This window comes from Kingella kingae, assembly GCF_900475905.1.
GTDB lineage: Bacteria > Pseudomonadota > Gammaproteobacteria > Burkholderiales > Neisseriaceae > Kingella > Kingella kingae.
Map to the genome: position 1 here is coordinate 615,011 of NZ_LS483426.1, position 20,375 is coordinate 635,385.

At 47.1% G+C, this 20,375-nt stretch carries 18 protein-coding genes and 2 tRNA genes; 9 read left to right on the forward strand and 11 right to left on the reverse strand.

The features are described 5' to 3' along the window. Positions 1 to 49: 49 nt before the first annotated feature. Entirely contained in the window at positions 50 to 601 is a 552-nt protein-coding gene (locus DQN52_RS03335) for a hypothetical protein (RefSeq protein ID WP_003788770.1), read from the forward strand. A 155-nt stretch (positions 602 to 756) separates the two neighbouring features. On the opposite strand, the gene DQN52_RS03340 is transcribed toward DQN52_RS03335, so the two are convergent. Beyond that, a tRNA-Asp gene (locus DQN52_RS03340) sits at positions 757 to 833 on the reverse strand. Positions 834 to 868: 35 nt separating this feature from the next. Then, positions 869 to 944: transfer RNA gene (locus tag DQN52_RS03345), tRNA-Val, on the reverse strand. A 316-nt stretch (positions 945 to 1,260) separates the two neighbouring features. Here DQN52_RS03345 and DQN52_RS03350 point away from each other — a divergent pair. The 3 genes from DQN52_RS03350 to DQN52_RS03360 all read left to right on the forward strand — a co-directional run bounded on the left by DQN52_RS03350 (position 1,261) and on the right by DQN52_RS03360 (position 4,810). After that, a complete protein-coding gene (locus tag DQN52_RS03350; RefSeq protein ID WP_003791514.1) occupies positions 1,261 to 2,433 on the forward strand; it encodes an efflux RND transporter periplasmic adaptor subunit in 1,173 nt (390 codons plus the stop codon). 28 nt (positions 2,434 to 2,461) lie between these two features. Then, positions 2,462 to 2,794, forward strand: coding sequence for a hypothetical protein (locus DQN52_RS03355; protein WP_003788763.1), 333 nt, complete (start codon positions 2,462 to 2,464; stop codon positions 2,792 to 2,794). 78 nt (positions 2,795 to 2,872) lie between these two features. Then, positions 2,873 to 4,810, forward strand: coding sequence for a MacB family efflux pump subunit (locus tag DQN52_RS03360; RefSeq protein WP_003788760.1), 1,938 nt, complete (start codon positions 2,873 to 2,875; stop codon positions 4,808 to 4,810). A 169-nt stretch (positions 4,811 to 4,979) separates the two neighbouring features. On the opposite strand, the gene ccoP is transcribed toward DQN52_RS03360, so the two are convergent. From ccoP to ccoN, 4 genes are read right to left on the reverse strand one after another with little or no spacing between them, the layout of a single operon-like run. Next, positions 4,980 to 5,945: a cytochrome-c oxidase, cbb3-type subunit III gene (gene ccoP, locus DQN52_RS03365; protein WP_003788758.1), complete on the reverse strand. Its 966-nt coding sequence runs from the start codon at positions 5,943 to 5,945 to the stop codon at positions 4,980 to 4,982. Position 5,946: 1 nt separating this feature from the next. Next, positions 5,947 to 6,123 (reverse strand): cbb3-type cytochrome oxidase subunit 3, encoded by a 177-nt coding sequence (locus DQN52_RS03370; RefSeq protein WP_003788757.1) that lies wholly within the window; start codon positions 6,121 to 6,123, stop codon positions 5,947 to 5,949. A gap of 6 nt (positions 6,124 to 6,129) precedes the next feature. Continuing rightward, entirely contained in the window at positions 6,130 to 6,741 is a 612-nt protein-coding gene (gene ccoO, locus DQN52_RS03375; protein WP_003788755.1) for a cytochrome-c oxidase, cbb3-type subunit II, read from the reverse strand. Positions 6,742 to 6,761: 20 nt separating this feature from the next. After that, positions 6,762 to 8,210: a cytochrome-c oxidase, cbb3-type subunit I gene (gene ccoN / locus DQN52_RS03380; RefSeq protein WP_032133264.1), complete on the reverse strand. Its 1,449-nt coding sequence runs from the start codon at positions 8,208 to 8,210 to the stop codon at positions 6,762 to 6,764. Positions 8,211 to 8,487: 277 nt separating this feature from the next. Between ccoN and DQN52_RS03385 the strand changes: the two genes are divergently transcribed. Together DQN52_RS03385 and DQN52_RS03390 are read left to right on the forward strand one after the other, a co-directional pair. Beyond that, on the forward strand, positions 8,488 to 10,233 hold the full coding sequence (locus DQN52_RS03385) for a M61 family metallopeptidase (RefSeq protein ID WP_003788751.1): 1,746 nt from the start codon (positions 8,488 to 8,490) through the stop codon (positions 10,231 to 10,233). A 153-nt stretch (positions 10,234 to 10,386) separates the two neighbouring features. Beyond that, a complete protein-coding gene (locus DQN52_RS03390) occupies positions 10,387 to 10,824 on the forward strand; it encodes a TIGR01244 family sulfur transferase (protein WP_003791502.1) in 438 nt (145 codons plus the stop codon). A gap of 129 nt (positions 10,825 to 10,953) precedes the next feature. Here DQN52_RS03390 and DQN52_RS03395 read toward each other — a convergent pair whose 3' ends face one another. Together DQN52_RS03395 and DQN52_RS03400 are read right to left on the reverse strand one after the other, a co-directional pair. Continuing rightward, entirely contained in the window at positions 10,954 to 11,145 is a 192-nt protein-coding gene (locus DQN52_RS03395) for a type 2 periplasmic-binding domain-containing protein (protein ID WP_019389842.1), read from the reverse strand. A 259-nt stretch (positions 11,146 to 11,404) separates the two neighbouring features. Continuing rightward, positions 11,405 to 12,292: a substrate-binding periplasmic protein gene (locus DQN52_RS03400; protein WP_003788747.1), complete on the reverse strand. Its 888-nt coding sequence runs from the start codon at positions 12,290 to 12,292 to the stop codon at positions 11,405 to 11,407. A 315-nt stretch (positions 12,293 to 12,607) separates the two neighbouring features. Here DQN52_RS03400 and dnaX point away from each other — a divergent pair, with 315 nt between their 5' ends. Both dnaX and DQN52_RS03410 read left to right on the forward strand, forming a co-directional pair. Further along, positions 12,608 to 14,395: a DNA polymerase III subunit gamma/tau gene (dnaX, locus tag DQN52_RS03405; RefSeq protein ID WP_032827890.1), complete on the forward strand. Its 1,788-nt coding sequence runs from the start codon at positions 12,608 to 12,610 to the stop codon at positions 14,393 to 14,395. Further along, positions 14,392 to 16,224 (forward strand): LTA synthase family protein, encoded by a 1,833-nt coding sequence (locus DQN52_RS03410; protein WP_003788742.1) that lies wholly within the window; start codon positions 14,392 to 14,394, stop codon positions 16,222 to 16,224. The genes dnaX and DQN52_RS03410 overlap by 4 nt, the downstream gene beginning before the upstream one ends. A gap of 135 nt (positions 16,225 to 16,359) precedes the next feature. Here the strand turns inward: DQN52_RS03410 and DQN52_RS03415 are convergent, their stop codons facing one another. The 3 genes from DQN52_RS03415 to DQN52_RS03425 form a co-directional block, all read right to left on the reverse strand. Continuing rightward, positions 16,360 to 16,752 carry a YccF domain-containing protein gene (locus DQN52_RS03415; RefSeq protein WP_003788741.1) on the reverse strand — a complete coding sequence of 131 codons (393 nt, stop codon included), beginning with the start codon at positions 16,750 to 16,752 and terminating at the stop codon, positions 16,360 to 16,362. A 268-nt stretch (positions 16,753 to 17,020) separates the two neighbouring features. Continuing rightward, positions 17,021 to 18,433: a threonine synthase gene (thrC, locus tag DQN52_RS03420; protein ID WP_003788740.1), complete on the reverse strand. Its 1,413-nt coding sequence runs from the start codon at positions 18,431 to 18,433 to the stop codon at positions 17,021 to 17,023. Between the two features lie 68 nt (positions 18,434 to 18,501). Further along, positions 18,502 to 18,876: a hypothetical protein gene (locus tag DQN52_RS03425; RefSeq protein ID WP_003791490.1), complete on the reverse strand. Its 375-nt coding sequence runs from the start codon at positions 18,874 to 18,876 to the stop codon at positions 18,502 to 18,504. Between the two features lie 130 nt (positions 18,877 to 19,006). On the opposite strand from DQN52_RS03425, the gene DQN52_RS03430 reads away from it, so the two are divergent. Beyond that, positions 19,007 to 20,314, forward strand: coding sequence for a replication-associated recombination protein A (locus DQN52_RS03430; protein ID WP_003788735.1), 1,308 nt, complete (start codon positions 19,007 to 19,009; stop codon positions 20,312 to 20,314). The last annotated feature ends 61 nt before the right edge of the window (positions 20,315 to 20,375 follow it).

The following is a 20,375-nucleotide window of genomic DNA, read 5'->3' on the forward strand; positions in this document are numbered from 1 at the left end:
AGTTCAGTTTAATTGCTGAACTCTTTTTGTTTATTTACAAGGAAATCCCATGAAAAAATGGCTTATTTTGATGCTGCTGGCAGGACAGGCAGCCTGCACATCGGAAACCAATCAAATAGCAGCTTCTGCACCCGTAGTTCAAAGCGCATCGTCAGCATCTGAACCTGTGCAGGCTGCTTCGGTGGTTGCAGCAAGTGCGGCGATGCCAGCCAGCGAAGTCGCCCAAACCATGCCTGTTGGCGATATGGCGGCGTTGATTAAATTGCTGAAAACTTTTGAAGACGAAGTCGCACAAAACAGCCAACAAGCAGCAAGCGTGCAAGAACCAGCCCAAGTGCAGGCTGCTGCGTTAAAAGAATTGGCGTTTTTTAAACAGCAAACCGCTCGTTTGCGCGATTTGAAATTGGACGGACAAGCGGCGGCATTGCGCGACAAAATGACGCAAAGTCGTGAATTGTCTGCTGGTGCGATTGAAGCCTTGCTGACCAATCCTCAAGCCAAAAGCGATACGCGCTATGCCACACAACTGGCTGATGCCGAACGCCTGCAAAATGAAGTTTGGCAAGCGTTGGAAGCGTGGCATAAAACGGCAGCTAAATAATCTGAAATACAAAGCAGCCTGCACTTGGAAAACAAAAGTGCAGGCTGCTTTTTAATAGTGCAGATAAAAAAACACTCTCTGATATGACTACCAAAGAGCAACAAGGGTTTAATATAAAAACCAAAGGATTAAAAAGGAGATGAATGATTAAACTTTGGCGCGGTGGACGGGGCTCGAACCCGCGACCACTGGCGTGACAGGCCAGTACTCTAACCAACTGAGCTACCACCGCGCGTATCAATCGCCGTAAAAGCAACCGATAAAAACTGGTGGGTGATGACGGAGTCGAACCGCCGACATTCTGCTTGTAAGGCAGACGCTCTACCAACTGAGCTAATCACCCGTGTCGCTGTTGCGAAGTGAGAATTAAACCAAAATTTGCGCTGTTCTGCAAGCAAATTCTTACATAAATTTTAAGTAATTTAATAAAACATTGTTTGATTTGCCTATTTTTAAAATTGTGTTTAGCCATTGTAATGGCGAATTAAATGTTATTTTCTTTCAACTACACACAAAATTATGTAAACAAAAATCAAAAAAAAGGTTTATTTTGATGTGGTTATAAGTGCAGGCTGCTTGGTGTGGTATTGGTGTGAATGGTGTTTTGCACTACAATCACGGTCTTTTATTTTAATAAACAACAGATTTTGGAATTTCCGATGAAATTTGCGCTAAAAACAGTAGTGGCATTGGCGGTGGCTGGTGGCTTGGCTTGGGGCGGCTACCAATATTTCCAACCCAAAAACGAGGTTTCTTATATTACCGAGGTGGTCAAGCGTGGCACGATTGCTCAAACGGTGTCGGCAACGGGCGAGATTTCGTCTTCGCATTTGGTTGATGTGGGGGCGCAGGTGTCGGGTCAAATCAAGCGTATGCACGTTAAGATTGGCGATGTGGTCAAAAAAGGCGATTTGATTGCGGAAATTGATAATGTGTCGCAAACCAATGAGTTAGACCGTAACAGGGCGCAGTTGGTGGCGTATCAGGCGCAGTTGGAATCGGCGCAAATTGCGTTGCGAACGGCGCAGCGTAAACACAGTCGCTATAAAACGCTGTCGGGTGCGGACGCGGTGTCCAAAGAGGAATTTGAAGCCACCGAAGATGCTTTGGCTTCGGCGCGTTCTCGCATCAAAGAGCTGCAAGCGTCTATCAAACAAACGCAAATTGCGATTAACACCGCGGAAACGAATTTGGGCTACACGCGCATTACTGCCCCTGCAGACGGCACGGTGGTGGCGTTGGTGGTGCAAGAAGGGCAGACCATCAATTCCAGTCAAACTTCGCCTACGGTGGTGCAGATTGCGGATTTGACGATGATGTTGAACAAAATGCAAATTGCCGAGGGCGATGCGACCAAAGTTCGCGCTGGGCAAAAAGTGAATTTTACGATTTTGTCTGAACCCGATGCGCCGATTAGCACGACTTTGGATAGCATTGACCCAGGTTTGACTACGATGTCGCAAGGCTCATACAGTCGCACCACCGACACGACCACGAGCGCGATTTATTACTATGCGCGTGCAACCGTGCCGAATCCTGACGGCAAGTTGGCGATTGGTATGACCACGCAAAATACGATTGAAATCAAAAGTGCGGACAATGTGTTGATTGTGCCAACGGTGGCGATTAAATCGCGTGATGGCAAACACTTTGTGCGCGTGTTGGAGAACAATCAGGCGGTGGAAAAAGAAGTGCAGGCTGGTTTGAAAGACAGCATGAACACGGAAATTCAATCGGGCTTAAACGAAAACGATAAAGTGATTATGTCGGAAATGAGCGCGAGCGATAAGGCTAATGCAGCCAATCAGAATATGGGCCCGTCACGTATGTAAGTGCAGGCTGCTTTTGGGGAGAGAAATCATGCAGTTTAAGCGTTTTATTTTATTGGGTTTGATGTCGTGTCAGGCAAACGGCGCAGGCGCGGCAAAAAGCAGCCTGCACATTGAAAAAGTAGAGGTGTATCGTTCGGATAATTCTACGCAATGCGGTGGCGCAGGTGTCGCTCCTGAAACCATGCAGCGCGAATTAGGCGATATTCAGGTATTTGTCGCGCGTAAAGATTATTTGCGTGGCGTGGCGTTTCCGTCTGTGTGCGGTGGCGCGACTGGTGATGTTAATGTGTACACGATTGCTAAACAAGACCAAGCCGCTGCGGAGAAGTTGGGGTTTCGCGTGTTTAGTGCAGTAGAATAAATCACAAGTAAATTAAATAGTTAAAGTGCAGGCTGCTTTGAGTGTTCAAGCAGCCTGCACCGTATCAAAGGCATAACGATGTCATTAATTGAATGTAAAAATATCAACCGCTATTTTGGCGAGGGCGAAAACCGCGTCCATGTGTTAAAAAACATCAACCTAACGATTCAAAAAGGCGATTTTGTCGCGATTATCGGGCAATCGGGTTCGGGCAAATCTACGCTGATGAATATCTTGGGTTTGTTGGACACGCCCACATCTGGCGCGTATTCCATCGCTGGCACGGAAACGTCCAAAATGTCGGCGGACGAATTGGCGGCAATGCGCCGTAAGCGTTTTGGTTTTATTTTCCAGCGATACAATTTGTTAAGCTCCATTTCGGCGCGTGATAATGTGGCGTTACCGTCTGTGTACGCAGGTTTGGATTATGCGGAACGCAGCGAGCGTGCGGATAGTTTGTTGGATAAGTTGGGCTTGAAAGGCAAAGAAAAAAACAAGCCGAGCGAATTATCAGGCGGTCAGCAGCAGCGCGTGTCTATTGCGCGTGCGTTGATGAATGGCGGCGAAATTATTTTTGCCGATGAACCAACTGGTGCGTTGGATTCGGGCAGCGGCGAAAACGTGATGGAAATTATCCACGAGCTGTACGCCGAAGGGCATACGATTATCATGGTAACGCACGACCCAAAAATCGCCGCGCAAGCCAATCGCGTGATTGAAATCAAAGACGGCGAAATTATTTCCGACTCGAGCAAAACGACCGAAATCGCGCCAAGTAATGTAAAAAGTATTCAAGAAAAACACGGTTTGGCGTTTTACAAAGACCAGTTCCAAGAAGCCTGCACGATGTCGGTGCAAGCGATTGTGGCGCACAAAATGCGCTCGTTGCTGACGATGTTGGGGATTATTATTGGTATTGCGGCGGTGGTGTCGGTGGTTGCGCTGGGCAAGGGTTCGCAAGAGAAGATTTTGGCGGACATCAATAGCATGGGGACGAACACGATTTCTATTTTCCCTGGTAAAGGCTTTGGCGACCGCAACCGAAGTCGCATTAAAACGCTCACCGTTGCCGATGGACAGGCGATTGCGAAATTGAGTTATGTGGAAGCGACCACGCCATCTACCAGTACCAGCGGCACTTTAACTTATCAGAATACCGATTTAACCGCTAGTTTGTATGGCTCGGGTGAGGGCTATTTTGATGTGCGTGGTTTGAAGCTGGGAACAGGCAGATTGTTTGATGCCAGCGATGTGAAGGACAACGCGCAAGTAGTCGTGATTGACAATAACACGGCGGAAAAATTGTTTCCTGCTGGCACTAATCCGCTGGGCAAAACCATTTTGTTCCGCAAGCGACCGCTCACTGTGATTGGGGTTTTGCAAAAAGAAGACAATATGATGGGCGGTTCGGACAGCCTGAATTTATATTCGCCTTATACCACGGTGATGAGCCAAATTAGCGGCGATAAATTCATTAGCAGCTTGGCGGTTAAAGTCAAAGACAATGTGGATTCACAGGTGGCAGAGAAGGGCATTACCGAGCTGTTGTTGGCGCGACACGGTACGGAAGACTTTTTTATGCTAAACAGCGACAGTATTAAGCAAACGATTGAATCGACAACTGGCACGATGACGATGTTGATTTCGTGTATCGCGTTGATTTCGTTGGTAGTAGGCGGTATTGGTGTGATGAATATCATGCTGGTGTCGGTTACGGAGCGCACCAAAGAAATTGGCGTTCGTATGGCGATTGGCGCACGTCAGAGCAATATTTTGCAGCAGTTTTTGATTGAAGCGATTTTATTGTGTTTGATTGGTGGTGTGTCGGGCGTGTTGATTTCGTTTGGATTGGCGGCGGTGTTTAACCATTTTGTTACCGATTTTGCGATGTCGTTTTCTACTGCGTCTATTGTGGGCGCGGTGGTTTGCTCAACCGCGATTGGTGTTGTGTTTGGTTATATGCCAGCGAAGAATGCGTCTAAACTCAATCCGATTGATGCGTTGGCACATGATTAACGTATAGCAAAGCAGCCTGCACTTTTGTAGATAGAAAGTGCAGGCTGCTTTTGTATTCAAATCTTTGATTTAGACAAAGGGTATACAGTAGGCATAAATAGACGAAAAAAAAGCAGCCTGCACTTGTTTGAATGATTCAAAGTGCAGGCTGCTTTGGTATTGTCGCTAATTATTTAGGCGAACCCACCGCATTTTCGGTATCGGTTGGTAATGCTTTGTTGCTTGGGTGAGAAGTACCCCACACAAATGCTGTCAGCAAGTGGATTTTTTCTTCGGTCAAGAAGCCTTCCCATGCTGGCATTTGGTTATGGCGACCACCTGTAATGGTTTCCATAATCGCTTTTTCTGAGCGACCCCACAACCAAGTGTCATCGGTCAAATTCGGTGCTATGCCCAATGTGCCTTGACCTTTATCACCATGACACGCTACGCAGTTTGCTGTAAAGATTTCTTTACCGCGAGCAGCGCGGGTTTCGTCAAAACCTTCTTTGCGAGACAAAGACATCACGTAGTTGGCTGCATCACGAACGCCTTCTTCGCCCAATACAGGACCCCAAGCTGCCATGATACCTGTACGACCTTTGTTGATGGTTTCGTGGATTTTTTCGGGTGCGCCGCCATAAATCCAGTCGGTGTCGGTCAAGTTAGGAAAGCCGCGTGAACCTTTGGCATCTGAACCGTGGCATTGAATGCAATAAGTATCAAACAAGTTTTTACCGATTGTCATTGCCGCTGGGTCTTTTGCCACATCAGGAATGCTCATGCCTTTGTATTTGGCATACAGTGCGCCCGTTTCTTGTTCGGCAGCCTGCACTTCGTCTTGATATTGGCTAACTTGTGACCAAGGTTTGCCGTTGAAGCCAATACCTTTAAAGTCGCCCAAACCTGGGTAGAACGTCAAATAACCAATGCTGAATACGATTGTGCCAACAAACATCCAATACCACCAACGTGGCAAGGGATTGTTGTATTCATCGATACCGTCCCATGAATGTCCCATGGTTTTGGCGTCTTCATCTTTTTTGAGTCTGACTTTATCTTGCGACAACAGCAGCCAAATGACGAAAATAAAGCTACACACGACAATTGTAATAATGTAGTAACTCCAAAACGGGGAAGTGAATTGTGATTCCATTTTATGCTCCGTTCTCACGGTTGGATTGGGCGGTTGGCGTGTCTTCGTCATCAACAATGCTGTTTGCCGCATCGTCATAATTGCTCTTATTGCGTTTGTTGAACACAATCAGCAACACCGTCATAAAACTGATAAATACACATACGGTAAACAACACCCGCGCCCAATTCAAATCCATGATTTTTTACCTTTTGTTTTTCAATGCCAAGCCTAAACCTTGCAGATAGGCAACCACAGCGTCCAATTCAGACTTGTCTTTTAGCTCTTCTGGAGCTTTGGCAAAATCTTCGTCTGTATAAGGCGTTCCCACTTTTTTCAGCGCACGCATGTGTGCAACCACTTCAACTGGGTCAACCTTGTTACGCGCCAACCATGGGAATGCTGGCATATTAGACTCTGGAACAACTTCACGCGGATTCAACAAGTGAATGCGATGCCATTCGTCCGAATAACGACCGCCCACACGCGCCAAGTCTGGACCTGTGCGTTTTGAACCCCATTGGAATGGGTGGTCATACACCGATTCGCCTGCTACGGAATAGTGTCCGTAGCGTTCGGTTTCGGCGCGGAATGGACGAATTTGTTGCGAGTGGCAGTTGTAGCAACCTTCGCGTACAAAAATGTCGCGTCCAGCCACTTGCAATGCGGTGTAGGGTTTGACCCCTTCGGTTGCGGTTATTACTTCTTTACTAAAAAACAAGGGCACGACTTGTACCAACAAACCAATGCTGATGGTAATGAATGTAAAGACAATCAAGAAGCCGACTTTTTCTTCAACTAATGCTTGTAATTTCATTTTTGGTAGCCTGCCTTTTCTTAATGATGTTGCGTTTGTGGCAGTGCGGGAATTTCCGCATCAACTGGTTTGCCGTTTGCAATGGTGCGATATACGTTGTATGCCATTAAGCACATACCGCTCAAATACAATGCGCCACCTGTAAAACGAATTGCATAGTAAGGCATAGAACGCGCCACCGATGCCACGAATGAGTGCGTCAATGTACCATCTGGGTTTAATTGCGCCCACATCAAACCTTGCATCACGCCTGAAATCCACATGGAAGTGATGTACAACACCACGCCAATGGTGGCGATCCAGAAGTGTACGTCAATCAGTTTGGTGCTATACATTTCTTTTTGACCAAACAAGCGTGGAATCAAGTAGTAAATCGAACCAATGGTTACAAAGCCTACCCAACCTAATGCGCCAGAGTGAACGTGACCTACTGTCCAGTCGGTGTAGTGGCTCAATGCATTTACGGTTTTAATCGACATCATCGGACCTTCAAAAGTGGACATACCGTAGAATGACAACGATACCACCAAGAATTTCAAGATTGGGTCGGTACGCAGTTTGTGCCACGCGCCAGACAAAGTCATGATACCGTTAATCATGCCGCCCCAAGACGGTGCAAACAGAATCAGCGACAACACCATGCCCAAAGATTGCGTCCAGTCAGGCAATGCAGTGTAGTGCAAGTGGTGCGGGCCTGCCCACATATAGGTAAAAATCAATGCCCAGAAGTGCACCACCGACAAACGGTATGAGTAAACAGGACGACCTGCTTGTTTGGGTACGAAGTAATACATCATGCCCAAGAATGCAGCGGTCAAGAAGAAGCCTACGGCATTGTGTCCATACCACCATTGCACCATGGCATCAATTGCGCCGTGGTAAACAGAGTAAGACTTCATTGCGCCTGCTGGTACAGCCATGCTGTTTACAATGTGCAGCAAGGCAACCGCTAAGATAAACGCGCCATAGAACCAGTTGGCAACATAAATGTGTTTGATTTTGCGTGTGGCGATTGTGCCAAAGAACACCACGGCATAAGCCACCCACACCAAAGTAATCAAAATGTCGATTGGCCATTCCAATTCGGCATATTCTTTAGCTTGGGTGTAGCCCAAAGGCAGGGTGATAACGGCAAGTACGATGACCAGTTGCCAGCCCCAAAAGGTAAATGCAGGCAACCAGTTGCCACCAAACAGGCGAACGTTACACGTGCGCTGCACAACGTAATATGATGTAGCGAATAAGCCACTACCGCCAAATGCGAAAATCACTGCATTAGTATGCAGTGGACGAATACGACCGAAGTGAAACCAAGGTGCAATATCTGTCAGGTTTAGGGCAGGCCAGCGTAGCTGTGCAGCGGCAATCACACCGACCAGCATACCGATAATGCCCCAAACTACTGTCATGATGGCAAATTGGCGCACCACTTTGTAGTTATAAGTTTGCGTTTCCATGAAAGTCTCCAAATACATGGCAGGATTGTTGGTGCAATAAAATAGCGCAGGCAGCCTGCACGTTTTATTGCTTGTCTTAACTTAACACTGTGTGCATAAACCATACACGCAGCAACTTAATTTAGCATTTTAAAACAAAACCGTCTTTTCTACCAAGTCAAATAATGGTAAAACAGCAACATCATTGTGAGATAGTCACAGTTTTCGTAAGGTTATCCAAAAGTAGCGTCTTTGTATTTGACTCACATCAACATAACTTAAACAAACAAATTTTAACATTCTTAACATTATGCTGAATTACACCATTACTCCGCACCCACACAGCCACCAATGGCATATTTCTTTGACTTATTCGCACGAAAAAAGCAGCCTGCACCAACTTAAATTGGCAAACTGGACGGCTGGTAGCTATATGATTCGCGATTTTTCACGCCACATTATGCGCGTGCAGGCTGCTTGCAATGGCGAGCCAATTGCTATCACGCAAATCAACAAAAACACTTGGCAGCTGCCCGACCAAGCTGGCGAATACCAAATTGATTATGTCGTGTATGCCAACGATTTATCTTGCCGAGCCAGTTTGTTGGACAACGAACGCGGTTTTTTTGACGGCGCGTGCCTGTTTTTGTATCAACCCAATCGGCACGATGAAGAATGCCGCGTGCAATTGCGTGATTTGCCTGCAACATGGCAAGTGCAAACCACGCTGCCAGCCTTGTCCGCCCACGAATTTCGCGCCAAAAACTACACCGAATTAACCGACCACCCGTTTGAATTGGGCGCAAACATAGAAGTGCTGCACTTTACCGCCTGTGGTATTGCCCACCGAATCGCGTTAAGCGGACATTATTCCGACTTTGACCGCGAACGTTTGCTTGCCGATTGCCAAGCGATTTGCGAATACGAAATCGATTTGTTCAAGCAGCTTGCACCGTTTGGCGAATATTTGTTTTTGTTGTATTTGGGCGACAAAATTTATGGCGGATTGGAACACATCAGCAGCACCGCGCTTCATGCCGACCGCAACGCGCTGCCACCACACAATATGGGCGATGAGCCAAACGCAGCATACACCGAATTGCTAGGCTTGATTTCGCACGAATATTTTCACGCATGGAACGTCAAATCCATCAAACCGAGCCAGTTCCAACCGTATGATTTAGACCAAGAATGCTACACCGAGCAACTGTGGGCATACGAAGGCATCACGTCTTATTATGACGATTTGATTTTGGTACGCAGCGGCGTGATTAGTTGGCAAAACTATTTGAATTTGTTGGCGAAAAACATCACGCGCGTAACCCGACAAGCGGGACGACATTGGCAAACGCTGGCGCAATCTAGCTTTGCCGCGTGGCATAAATACTACAAACAAGACGAAAATTCGCCCAACGCGATTGTGAGCTACTACCAACAAGGCGCATTGGCAGCATTGTGTTTGGACGCGCAAATCCGCCAAAGCAGCCTGCACTCGTTGGATTTTGTGATGCAAAACTTGTATGCGCGATTTTTATCCACAGGCAAAGGCACAGACGAAAACCAATGGCAAGCGTTGGCGCAAGCATTCACGCAATTAAATCTGCATGATTTTTTTGAACAAATTTTGCACTCAACCGATGAATTGCCCTTGCAAGGCAGCCTGCAATCGTTGGGCTTGGAATTGCGCTTTTTGCCACACAATCGCCAATGCGATGGTGCGTTGGTTGCCGAATTTCCATCTGCCACACCACAAGCCGATTTGGGCTGTCGAGCCAATCAACAAGCCGATGGTGCGGTGTTGAGCCACGTTTTTGCCAACGGTGCTGCCGAACAAGCTGGGCTAAAATCGAAAGACAAAATCATTGCAGTGAACCAATTTGCCTGCACCAATTGGGTTGCACAAACGCAAACCAAAGTGGGCGATACGCACGTTTTGCATTATTTCCGCGATGGCGTGTTGCAGCAAGCGCAGATTACGGTGCAGGCTGCTTTGCCGCACACGGCGTATTTGTGTGTGCGCGATGAAGATTTGTTGGCAAAATGGTTGAGCGCGTAATTGCATATAGACTCTAACTTTTTACAAAACCTAACTTGCTTACAAACTTTTCGGATTGGCGCGAAAAGTTTAGAATAGCAACTTTTATTTTTCACAATGCGCAGGATAGTTGATTGCTGCGCTGCATCGCCTAAATAAATGGAGTATAAAAAAATGGCTATTGAAAAAATTGCCGATTATTTGTATGTGTCTAAACAGTTGGACGAGCGTTTTGCCAAACGTGCAGCGTTAACAGGCATTAAAACCGTGATTTGCAACCGCCCAGACGGCGAAGAGCCAAACCAACCCGATTTTGAAACGGTTAAAGGTTGGTTGGAAGCAAATGGTATTGAAAACGTGGTGTATATGCCGATTGTGATGGACGGTATCGACGATGCGGCTTTGACCGAATTTCAAGAAACCATTGCTAAATCGCCAGCACCCATTTTGGCGTATTGCCGCACGGGTACGCGCTCGGCAATGATGTGGGCGTTGAACCAAACCAAACGTGGTGTGGAAGTGAACAGCTTAATCAAAGCGGCAGAATTAGCTGGTATTAACCTTGAACCACAACGTGAACGTTTGAACGCGGCATATCAAAAACGCGGTTAAATCGCACAAAACACAAACAAAGCAGCCTGCACTTTTTGATTTAAAGTGCAGGCTGCTTTTTTAGCTTAAATTATAGTGGATTAAATTTAGATTAGGACAAGGCGACAACGCCTGCAGCACATAAGTGCATTAAATATACATGGCAACGGCATTACCATCTGCTACTTGTGTTACGCCCAAGTACACCGTTTTTACGGGAATCGGTTTGCTGGTAATATTGGTTGCAGCCAATTGCGTTTGCGACAAGCTATCGCCTTGAACCGCAATCGGTTTATCTTTTAATTCGTTCCAGTTTTGAATATTGGTTTTGTCTTTGCTCAATATAGGAAGCAGCCCAACAAACCCAATAATTTTGATTGATTTGAAAACATATAATAAAGCCTTATGTTGGTAAATATTATAAAAAATAATAGAGCGTGCCAATTATTCATATTGTAGAGTTTGAATACAATAAACAATGAGTACTTTGGTTATGCCTATATTTACTTATTTTAACTAAAAGCAACGAAAATATAAATATTTGCACGCCCTAATGTTTGGCTTTGTTGTATTTTGGTTGAAACAGCTGTTTGCTTATGCTTTACTTGCTGTTCGTTCCCAACCATTTGTCGCGGATTTTGTCCAATTCGCCATTTTGTTTGATGGTTGCCAAGCCTTTGTTTACACGTGCTTGTAATTCGGTATTGCCTTTTTTCATGACCATAACCAGTTGGGCCTCTGGCAAATTGTCTGCTTCATAGGCAACGATATGTAATTTTTCATTTGGATTGTTTTTCACATATTGTTGCAGCAACAATCTATCTTGCAAAATCACATCAACTTCGTTTTTCATCAAGCCGCCAAACAGCAAGAATGTGGTTTTGTAGGGCAAGATCTCTTTTGCTACGCCAGCTTCTTTGATTTGCGTGGCGTGTTTCGAGCCGTCCAATGTGCCAACGCGCAAGCCCGCGGTATCGCCCAAGGTTTTGAGTTTGCTAACCAAGGCTTCGTCTTTGAACATCATTACGCTGGCATTGGTAGCGTATGAGTCAGACAGGGCGTATTTGGCAGCGCGGTCATCTGAATAGGAAATGCCCGAAATCGCCAAATCATATGTGCCTTCGTCCACATCGGTAAACAGAGTTTGCCAATTGCGTTTGTGGAATTGCACTTTAAAGCCTTCTGCTTCGCCAATTTTACGGATTACATCTGCGTCCATACCCACAACTCCACCGTTGGTTGCCGAGAATGAGAAAGGTAGTGTTTTACTTGTGGTGGCAACGTTGATAACGGGCGCGTTGGCTGGCAAAGGGCTAACGTAGTCGTCCACTAAATTTTTGTTTTCGGTGGCGGGAACGCTAGATGCCGCAGCAGTAGGTTTAGTATCGGCTGGGGCAGCAGGTGCGGCAGTTTGGCTTTCGCCGCCACAAGCAGATAGCATCAGGCACAATGCGCTAGATAATAAGATTTTTTTAGTTGAAAGTTGCATTTGGACACCTTTTTAGAGTATTTGTTAAAAAACAGTATAAATCCTGTCACGAAGCTGTGGTTGTTGCATAGGGCGATAAAGAATATTTATTAGGATATGCTGTTTATCTATAATATATATATTATGGCGGCTATTGTCAATAGAATTATATATATATTTAATATGCAGGCTGCTTTTTTAATCCGTCAAAGCAGCCTGCACACAATTATAGTTAATGCACTTAACACGGCAGGCGTTGTCGCCTTGTATTAAAAAATAATTGTATCAACTATCATGTTAAAATCCAGCCACTTTTGTTTACAAACAACCAATATCATGACTGCTTACCAAGTTCTCGCTCGCAAATGGCGCCCCAAAACTTTTGCCGATTTAGTCGGACAACAACACGTTGTCAAAGCCCTGCAAAACGCGCTCGACAAAGGGCGATTGCACCATGCCTACTTGCTCACAGGCACACGCGGTGTGGGCAAAACCACCATTGCGCGAATTTTGGCAAAAAGCCTAAACTGCGAAAACACCCTGCACGGCGACCCATGCGGACAATGCCAAACCTGCTGCGATATTGACGCAGGACGTTTTGTGGACTTGCTGGAAATTGACGCCGCCAGCAACACAGGCATCGACAATATCCGCGAAGTGCTGGAAAACGCCCAATACGCGCCCACAGTCGGCAAATACAAAGTCTATATCATTGACGAAGTGCATATGCTGTCCAAATCCGCGTTCAATGCCATGCTCAAAACGCTGGAAGAGCCGCCCGAACACGTCAAATTTATCTTGGCAACCACTGACCCACACAAAGTGCCGATTACGGTGTTGAGCCGTTGCCTGCAATTTGTGTTACGCAACATGACACCGCAACAAGTCACCGACCACTTGACCCACGTTTTGAAAACTGAACAAATCATGTACGAACCCAATGCGCTGGCGTTATTGGGGCGTGCGGCAAATGGCTCAATGCGCGATGCGTTGAGTTTGCTAGACCAAGCCATTGCCATGGGTTCGGGCGGCGTAAAAGAGCTGGACGTGCGACAAATGATTGGCGCGGTGGATAAGCGTTATTTATATGATTTATTGACCTTTTTAATGGAACAAGACGGCGAACGCTTGCTTGTCAAAGCGCAAGAAATGGCAGCCAACGCGATTGGTTTTGACAGCGCGTTAAACGATTTGGCGATGTGGTTACAGCGATTGGCGTTAATCAAAACCGTGCCGAGTGCCGTTGCCACAGACGACTCAGAACGCGAGCGTTTGGTGCATTTGGCAAATTATTTTAGCGATGAACAAATTCAGTTGTATTACCAATGTGTGATTCACGGCAAACAAGACTTGCCACTCGCGCCCGATGAATACGCAGGCTTTGTGATGACTTTGCTGCGGATGCTGGCATTTGCGCCATTTGCGGCAAAAAACACGCCAAGCGATAGCGTGATTGAAGGTACGCAGCTACACAATCCGCCTGAAAAAAAAAGCCGTGAATTAGCCGAAACCAAGCAGCCTGCACCTGAAACCGAAGTCGCACCCGACACCAAAATCACGCCCGAAACAGAAAGCAGCCTGCACGTTAAAGTTGAACCAGCGTATGACGACACGCCCATGCCAGCCGAAACTTGGGACGATGAACCGCAAAACGAAGTCGCCCCAGATGAAGAAATCGCGCCCATTCAAGCAGATGTGCCTGAATTAACCGCCGAAAACTGGACGCGCATTGCAGACGGTTTAAGCGAGTTGCCCAGCATTGCCGCCGCGCAAATGTCGCTCAGCCACATGGCTTGGGTGGATTACGCCAACGGTGTTTTGACTTTGGCAGTCCTGCGCGACAAAACGCAACACACGCTCACGCCCGAATATTTGACGCGAATTGAGCAAGCCTTATCGCAATGGTATGGTACAGCAATCCGCGTGCAAGTGATGGATTACCACGCTGGCGAACATGGTGAAACGCCGAACATGGCACACGCGCGTATCGCACAAGAACAACGCGATTGGGCGCGACACCAAATGGAAGCTGACCCAGCAGTACAAAAAATTCAGCAATTATTGAATGCGCGTTGGGTGGAAAGCACGCTGGAAGTTTTGACCGATAGTGAATCAACAAAATGAAAAATACGATAGTTTTTAAGATAGTAGGCTTATTTTTGCTGCTGTCCGCAGGTTTGCGTTTGGCATTGTGGGCGGTTTATGGCGATTATTTTGCCGATGTAAATGTGCAGGCTGCTTTGGGGCAGGGCGCACGTTTTGATAGCAAATTGGTGGTATTGGCGTTGTCGCCTTTTTTATTGCTATTGCTGTTGCCGTTTGGCAAGCTCAACCAAGCGCGTTTTCGCCGTGCGTGTGCGTGGTTTTGCTGGCTAATTATCAGCCTGTTGCTGGGATTGGGCGTGGCAGACATTGCCTATTTTGGCGAAGTGCAACGCCACATTGGCAGCGATTTGCTCAACATTGCAGGCGACATCGGTTTTATTGTGCAAACCGCGTTCGGCACACGTTGGCTTTACACTTTGTGCGGAGCGATTGCGCTGGCAGCCTGCACTTTTTTGTGGCGCAAATGGATTGTGCAGGCTGCTTTGCCTGTGTCGGGCAGCGTGTGGCAACGGATTGCCAGCAGCACATTAACATTGATTTTGTTGATTTTGGCAGCACGCGGTTGGGTGCTATCGGGCAAACCGCTCAATTCAGTTGATGCGTTTATGGGCAACGGACAAGCGCAAGCCAATCTTACGCTCAACGGTGCATTGGTTACGCTAGACGCGGTGCGCGAACGCCAGCAACAACAACCGCTGGTGTATGTGGACAACGCCACCGCACAATCCTTTGCACAACGCTATCCGCAGCCATTTTCCTACCAAAGCAAGCAGCCTGCATCGGGCAGAAACATTGTGTTTATTTTGCTAGAAAGCTGGTCATATCGTTACATTGATGCATTAGCAGGTGGACATTATCGCGCCACGCCCCACATGGATAAGCTCATTGCCCAAAGCCAAGTTTGGGATAACTTTTATGCCGCAGGACAACGCAGTATTGTGGGCATACAAGCCGCGCTGACTTCTGTGCCAGCCTTGCCCAATCGCCAGCCACTAGGCTTTGGCTTGGAGCTGAACAACATGAGCCGCATTGCCGAATTGGCAGGCAAACAAGGTTATCGCACGCTCATGGCACAATCGTCCAAACGCCGCTCGTTTCACATGGACGGCATTGCTCGCGCCTTGGGTTTTCAAGAATATTACGGGCAAGAAGACGTGCCGCTGCGCCGAACTTATCCACAAGACATACCGCCTTATGGTTGGGATTACGACACGCTGCAATTTTTAGGGCAACAAATTAGCCAGCAGCCTGCACGTCCATTTTTTGCATTTTTGTTTACAGGCACAACACACGAACCGTTTGCCAACGCAGGCGCAGAATTTGCACTCTATCCACACGATGCCAAAGGCGAAAACGGCTTTTTAAACGCGCTGGCATACAGCGATTGGGCGGTACACGAATTTATGCAATACGCCGCCAAGCAAACGTGGTATCGCAACACCATTTTTGTGTTTACTGCCGACCACACGCTCAACAGTGGCAAGCAGCCTGCAACCGTGCGCGAGCGTTTTCACATTCCGCTGATTGTGTTTGACCCACAAAATCCCAATCCAGCGCGTCATTCACAACTGGCAAGCCAATACGATTTGCTGCCCACTTTTGCCGATTGGCTAGGCATTGCTCAACCTGTTAGTACGTTTGGGCGCAGTTTGCTCAATCCAAACAGCGAAGTCGTGCCGCTGATGCTCAACCAAGGCAGCCGCACCGCCAGCATTTTACCTAATGGCGACACCGCAGAATTTGAAGGCAAAAACGCGCTATCGGGCGAACCCAAATCGCTGCAATGGTTGCAATGGCGAATGCAGCAAGCCGATAAATTATTGCGCGACAATGCGTGGGCGAAATAGTTTGGTTAATATAGTGAAATGAAATCGCAACAGTACTGTGTTGCCTTGTCTCGTTTTTATTTCATTTCACTATAAAAAGCAGCCTGCACTTTTTGTTTGATAAAAAATGCAGGCTGCTTTTTTAGATTTTCAGATTCATTTCAACACAATCGTCTTACCAATTGGCGCGAGCGACAACATCGCCAATTTGATATGTTGCACGCCAAACGGAATGCCGATAATGGTTACAAAACATGTCAACGCCGCGCTCAAATGTGCAATCGCCAGCCACACACCGCCAAATACAAACCAAATGATGTTGCCCAACAAGCCCAATACGCCTGTGCCAATGTCTTCTTCTCCCGTCAGTTTGTCGCGCGGCACGGCTTCACGCCCAAACGGCCACAGTGCGAATTGTCCCATCACAAAGCAGGCTTTTGCCCAAGGCAAGCCGATAATGGTTATCGCCATAATGATGCCTGCCAAAAACCAGCCTATCGCCATAAAACCGCCGCAGATAAACCATAAAATATTCAGGATTAAGCTCATTTTGTTTTCCTTTTGTTGATGTGAATAAGCAAGGATATTGGGTAAACAAGCGAATTTTCAAGCAGATAAATACAAAAGCAGCCTGCACTTTATGTAAACAAAAGTGCAGGCTGCTCTATTATAGGTATCTACATAAAATTATTGACTTGTTATTGTGCAAATTTTAAATGCTCAGCGATTCAATCCCCCAAAGGGGAGGGAGTAGATTCGCGGTTATCGAATTACTTTAAGCAATTTTGAACGATTGTGCTATGTAGATATCTATTGCTTATTTATCCAACTTCTCACGAATAATCGATTTCACAATTTCCGCATTATTCGGCACAACTTGCACGCGCTGTGGCAAATCTTCCAAACCAGCCAATTTTGCAGGACGCGGAATTTCTACCGCGCCAACCGTTTCGCGAATGGTTACATCAAATTTCGCCGCCAACGCGGTTTCCAAACAAACAATCGTTTCATCAGGCAAACGCACTTCACGCGCCACTTTCACGCCGTCGGCGGTGTGTGGGTCAATCAATTCGCCGTCTGTTTCGTACACTTGTTTAATGGTTGCCAAACGGTCTTTATGCAAGCTGCGACCCGATACAAAACCGTATTTTTCGTGAATTTCAGGCAGCTTGTAATGCAAATTGAAGCCTTTGCCAGTCGCCACTTCCGCCCACAAAGTTTCCACTTCGCTGCTGTCGCGTTCCATCAAATCAAACACAAAACGCTCAAAATTAGACGCTTTGGAAATATCCATACTTGGGCTAGACGTTACATAGGTATGCTCGGTGTTGCGCGGACGGTATTCGCCTGTTTTGAAGAATTGGTCTAATACATCATTTTCGTTGGTTGCGACAATTAAGCGTTTGATTGGCAAGCCCATTTGTTTGGCAATATGACCTGCACACACGTTGCCGAAGTTGCCGCTTGGTACGCAAAAACTTACTTCTTGGCGATTGTTTTCTGTTGCGCGGAAATAGCCTGCGAAATAGTAAACCACTTGCGCGACAATGCGTCCCCAGTTAATGCTGTTTACCGTGCCGATGTGGTATTTTTCTTTGAATGCGTGGTCGTTTTGCGCGGCTTTGACGATGTCTTGGCAATCGTCAAACATACCTTTCACGGCGATGTTGATGATGTTTTCGTCTTGCAAGCTGAACATTTGAGCGCGTTGGAATGCCGACATTTTGCCTTCGGGCGACAACATAAACACATTTACGCCTTTTTTGCCGCGTAATGCGTATTCCGCCGCCGAACCTGTGTCGCCGCTTGTTGCGCCCAAAATATTTAACTGCTTGTTTTGTTTGGTTAATACATATTCAAACATATTGCCCAAAAATTGCATTGCCATGTCTTTAAACGCCAAAGTTGGACCATTAGACAAGGCTTGAATTTTGATGCCGTCTTTTAAGGTGCGAACGGGCGTGATTTCTTTGCTGCCAAATACTTCTTCGGTGTAGGTGCGTTCAATGATGTCGTGTAAATCTTCGGCTGGAATATCGGTCGCGAATAAGCTAATGATTTCAAATGCCAAATTTTTGTAACTCAAATTGCGCCAATTCGCCAACATGGTTTCGGTAACGACTGGATAGCGTTCAGGCAGCATTAAACCGCCGTCTGGGGCTAAACCCATTAACAAAATTTCGCTGAATTGTTTGCGCTCGGTTTGTCCGCGTGTGCTGATGTACTTCATGATGGATTCTTTCGTGTAGAGAAAGCAGCCTGCAAATAAACGGGTGCAGGCTGCTTTGGTTTAATGATTTATTTTGTAAACAAACGCTTATAGCAAGCAGTTACGGTTCTTGCGCCCACTTCGGCGATGACTTTGGTGCGTCCTTCTGCTGTCAGCAGTTGTGTCGTATCAGCCATTGTCATTTGATTGGGTGCTTCTTGTCCCACGCAACCGCAAATTTTATTCTCCCACTCGGTTTGTTGCGCTTGAGTCATGGCAAGTGCTGCCAAACGCCATTCGTTGCGCGATTGCAATTCGGTGGTGCATTGGTTTTGTACATACATACCAAACAGGTTTGAGCCCATTTGTGTTGCGTTGCCGCCCATGCCTGCCAAGCCGTTGCCGCCTGCGCTACACGCGCTCAAAATCAAAGCCGTTGCCAAAGTTAAAGCGATTTTTTTCATGATGCTGTCCTTGTGATAAAACAGGTTAAGAAAGGTGGCTATTATCGTGTAAACGGTGTAAGCAAACAAGGCAGCCTGCACATAAATCGTCTAAAATACGTTATTTTTTGTACAAAGCAGCCTGCATTTTATGAACGATTTATTCTCCACCCCACCCAGCGCACCGCTTGCCGAACGCTTGCGTCCGCGCACATTAGACGAAGTTATCGGGCAAGAACATTTAACAGGCGAAGGCAAACCCCTGCGCGTGGCATTGGCAAGTGGCGAGCCGCATTCCATGTTGCTGTGGGGCAGCCCCGGCATTGGCAAAACCACTTTGGCACGAATTGTGGCACAAGGTTTTGGCGCACAATTTTTGCCGCTCTCTGCCGTGTTTTCGGGCGTGAAAGACATTCGCGAAGCCATACAAAAAGCCGAAATCGCGTGGCAACACGGTCAGCGCACCATTTTGTTTGTGGACGAAGTGCACCGCTTCAATAAATCGCAACAAGATGCGTTTTTGCCGTATGTGGAAAACGGCTTGATTACGTTTATTGGCGCGACCACAGAAAATCCGTCTTTTGAAGTCAATCCCGCTTTGTTGTCGCGGGCGCAAGTTTATGTACTCAAATCGCTGGACAAAAGCAGCCTGCACTTGTTGTTGGACAAAGTACGCGCTCTGCCCGAATTTTCAGCTTTTCATTGGGACGATGACGCGCCATCTTTGTTGATTGAAAGCGCAGACGGCGATGCGCGGCGGTTTTTGAATAACGCAGAACAAATTGGACGCGCCGCCACCATGCGCCAACAAAACACGATAACCGCCCAATTTATCGCCCAAACGCTAGGCGAGCAAGTACGCCGTTTTGACAAAGGCGGCGAGCAGTTCTACAACCAAATTTCCGCCTTGCACAAATCGGTGCGCGGTTCACACCCCAACGCAGCGTTGTATTGGTTGTGCCGAATGTTGGACGGCGGCGCAGACCCACGTTATTTGTCGCGGCGCATTGTTCGTATGGCGTGGGAAGACATTGGTTTGGCAGACCCACGCGCCTTGCAAATTGCCAACGATGCCGCCAGCACTTATGAACGCTTGGGTTCGCCCGAAGGCGAATTGGCGTTGGCGCAAGCGGTGTTGTATTTAGCCAGCGCAGCCAAATCCAATGCAGGCTATGTGGCATACAAGCAAATGCGCCAATTTGTACGCGAACACGGCAGCGAGCCTGTGCCTGTACATTTGTGCAACGCGCCCACCAAGCTCATGGCAGAATTGGGCTACGGACGCGATTATCGCTATGCTCACGATGAACCACACGCTTATGCGGCTGGCGAAAGCTATATGCCTGATTCGTTGAGCGAACCCGATTTTTATCAGCCTGTACCGCGTGGGCTGGAAATTAAAATTGGCGAAAAATTGGCGTGGTTGCGTGGTTTGGACGATGCGGCAGATAGTGAGTAAACACAATAAAGTGCAGGCTGCTTTTTCTAGCGTTTTTTGCCGAAAAAGCAGCCTGCACTTT

What these genes read in the sequence shown, in the direction of transcription:
- DQN52_RS03410 (WP_003788742.1), top strand. Translation starts at nt 14,392, where the DNA reads ATGAAAAATACGATAGTTTTTAAGATAGTAGGCTTATTTTTGCTGCTG.
- DQN52_RS03430 (WP_003788735.1), top strand. Translation starts at nt 19,007, where the DNA reads ATGAACGATTTATTCTCCACCCCACCCAGCGCACCGCTTGCCGAACGC.
- DQN52_RS03385 (WP_003788751.1), top strand. Translation starts at nt 8,488, where the DNA reads ATGCTGAATTACACCATTACTCCGCACCCACACAGCCACCAATGGCAT.
- DQN52_RS03335 (WP_003788770.1), top strand. Translation starts at nt 50, where the DNA reads ATGAAAAAATGGCTTATTTTGATGCTGCTGGCAGGACAGGCAGCCTGC.
- DQN52_RS03390 (WP_003791502.1), top strand. Translation starts at nt 10,387, where the DNA reads ATGGCTATTGAAAAAATTGCCGATTATTTGTATGTGTCTAAACAGTTG.
- DQN52_RS03400 (WP_003788747.1), bottom strand. Translation starts at nt 12,292, where the DNA reads ATGCAACTTTCAACTAAAAAAATCTTATTATCTAGCGCATTGTGCCTG.
- DQN52_RS03425 (WP_003791490.1), bottom strand. Translation starts at nt 18,876, where the DNA reads ATGAAAAAAATCGCTTTAACTTTGGCAACGGCTTTGATTTTGAGCGCG.
- DQN52_RS03350 (WP_003791514.1), top strand. Translation starts at nt 1,261, where the DNA reads ATGAAATTTGCGCTAAAAACAGTAGTGGCATTGGCGGTGGCTGGTGGC.
- DQN52_RS03370 (WP_003788757.1), bottom strand. Translation starts at nt 6,123, where the DNA reads ATGGATTTGAATTGGGCGCGGGTGTTGTTTACCGTATGTGTATTTATC.
- ccoP (WP_003788758.1), bottom strand. Translation starts at nt 5,945, where the DNA reads ATGGAATCACAATTCACTTCCCCGTTTTGGAGTTACTACATTATTACA.
- ccoO (WP_003788755.1), bottom strand. Translation starts at nt 6,741, where the DNA reads ATGAAATTACAAGCATTAGTTGAAGAAAAAGTCGGCTTCTTGATTGTC.
- DQN52_RS03415 (WP_003788741.1), bottom strand. Translation starts at nt 16,752, where the DNA reads ATGAGCTTAATCCTGAATATTTTATGGTTTATCTGCGGCGGTTTTATG.
- DQN52_RS03360 (WP_003788760.1), top strand. Translation starts at nt 2,873, where the DNA reads ATGTCATTAATTGAATGTAAAAATATCAACCGCTATTTTGGCGAGGGC.
- DQN52_RS03355 (WP_003788763.1), top strand. Translation starts at nt 2,462, where the DNA reads ATGCAGTTTAAGCGTTTTATTTTATTGGGTTTGATGTCGTGTCAGGCA.
- thrC (WP_003788740.1), bottom strand. Translation starts at nt 18,433, where the DNA reads ATGAAGTACATCAGCACACGCGGACAAACCGAGCGCAAACAATTCAGC.
- dnaX (WP_032827890.1), top strand. Translation starts at nt 12,608, where the DNA reads ATGACTGCTTACCAAGTTCTCGCTCGCAAATGGCGCCCCAAAACTTTT.